2 protein-coding genes are annotated in these 1968 nt (G+C 61.1%); one reads left to right on the forward strand and one right to left on the reverse strand.

Translation table 11 applies throughout. The annotated features are described in order from the left end of the window. On the forward strand, positions 1-860 hold an 860-nt coding region (glyA, locus tag OC610_RS26530), incomplete at its 5' end, for a serine hydroxymethyltransferase (protein WP_264432170.1). Between the two features lie 78 nt (positions 861-938). On the opposite strand, the gene yjiA is transcribed toward glyA, so the two are convergent. After that, positions 939-1907: a GTPase gene (yjiA, locus tag OC610_RS26535; RefSeq protein ID WP_264432172.1), complete on the reverse strand. Its 969-nt coding sequence runs from the start codon at positions 1905-1907 to the stop codon at positions 939-941. Positions 1908-1968: the final 61 nt, after the last annotated feature.

Here is a 1968-nt window from a genome sequence, read left to right on the forward strand (position 1 = left end):
GCGTTTCCTCCTCCGGCAAGCTGTACAACGCCGTCCAGTACGGTATCGACGGCAATGGCCTGATTGACTACGACGAAGTCGAGCGCCTGGCCCTCGAGCACAAGCCGAAAATGATCGTGGCGGGTTTCTCCGCCTACTCCCAGGTCCTCGATTTCCCGCGTTTCCGTGAAATCGCCGACAAGGTCGGTGCCTACCTGTTCGTCGACATGGCCCACGTTGCCGGCCTGGTTGCCGCTGGCGTGTACCCGAACCCGGTACCGTTCGCCGACGTGGTCACCACCACCACCCACAAGACCCTGCGCGGTCCACGTGGTGGCCTGATCCTGGCGCGCGCCAACGCCGACATCGAGAAGAAGCTGAACTCCGCCGTATTCCCGGGCGCCCAGGGCGGTCCGCTGGAACACGTGATCGCCGCCAAGGCGATCTGCTTCAAGGAAGCCCTGCAACCCGAGTTCAAGGCGTACCAGCAGCAAGTCGTGAAAAACGCCAAGGCCATGGCCGGCGTGTTCATCGAGCGCGGCTTCGACGTGGTGTCCGGCGGTACTGAAAACCACCTGTTCCTGCTCTCGCTGATTAAGCAGGAGATTTCCGGCAAAGACGCTGACGCAGCGCTGGGCAAAGCGTTCATCACCGTCAACAAGAACTCGGTACCCAACGATCCACGCTCCCCGTTCGTCACCTCGGGCCTGCGTTTCGGCACCCCGGCCGTGACCACTCGTGGCTTCAAGGAAGCCGAGTGCAAGGAACTGGCCGGCTGGATCTGCGACATCCTGGCCGACCTGAACAACGAAGCGGTGATCGACGCCGTGCGTGAAAAGGTCAAGGCCATCTGCAAGAAGCTGCCGGTGTACGGCGCTTAACAGCAGCTGCAACAAAAAAACCGGCCCCAGTGGCCGGTTTTTTTGTCGTTGGAAAACGAATGCCGCAGGCGCTGGCTTTCAGCGGAGGGCGGCTTCAAAGCCGGCGCGGATCTTTTCTTCGGGCAGTTCGTCGGCGATGAACACCATCACGCTTTCCCGGGTTTCGCCCGGCGCCCATTCGGTGTCCCAATCGAATCCGTACAACTTGAGCACGCCCTGGAACACCAATCGACGCGGTTCGCCCTCAATGTTCAACACACCCTTGTAACGCAGCAGTTGCTTGCCGTGCTCTTCGAGCAACTGGTTCATGAACTCGCTGAGCTTGTCGATATCCAGCGCCTTGTCGGTGCGCAGTACCAGGCTGCTGATGCGATCGCCTGTGGTGGCCTTGCCAACCGGACGGAGGCTGAACCCGGCGCCCAGGTCCGCGTTGAGATTGAACCCGCGGATATCCAGCAGTTCGGCCAGGTCGATCCTGCCGTTTTCCACCACTCGGATCGGCGCCCGCCGGTTGATCCGCGTCAGGCGGCTGCTCAGTGCCTCCACGTGGGCCGCATCCACCAGATCGGTCTTGCTCAGCAACAGGCGGTCGGCAAAACCGACCTGAGCCTGGGCGATGGGCTGGGTCAGGTGGATGTCAGCGTGGGCAGCGTCCACCAACGTCAGGATGCCGTCGAGGATATAGCGTTCACGCAGGTCTTCGTCGATGAAGAAAGTCTGCGCCACCGGCGCTGGATCGGCCAGGCCCGTGCATTCGATCACCAGGCGATCGAAGTGGATCTCGCCGTTGTCCAGCCGTTCGAGCAGCAGGTAAAGGGCTTTGGTCAGATCGGTGTGAATAGTGCAGCACACACAGCCGTTGGCCAGCGTCATGACTTGCACCGGCTCGTCACCCAGCAACTGGGTGTCGATGCCGGCATCGCTGAATTCGTTCTCGATCACGGCGATTTTCAAGCCGTGCTCGGCCTTGAGCAGGTGACGCAGCAACGTGGTCTTGCCTGCACCGAGGAAGCCGCTGAGGATCGTGACCGGGATGGGAGAGGACAAACTGGATCTCCTTTGATACCTGAAAAGAAAGCGGATTCTGTAGGAGCGAGTCTGCTCGCGA

Origin of the sequence: Pseudomonas agronomica, assembly GCF_025917275.1 — a bacterium.
Lineage (GTDB): Bacteria > Pseudomonadota > Gammaproteobacteria > Pseudomonadales > Pseudomonadaceae > Aquipseudomonas > Aquipseudomonas agronomica.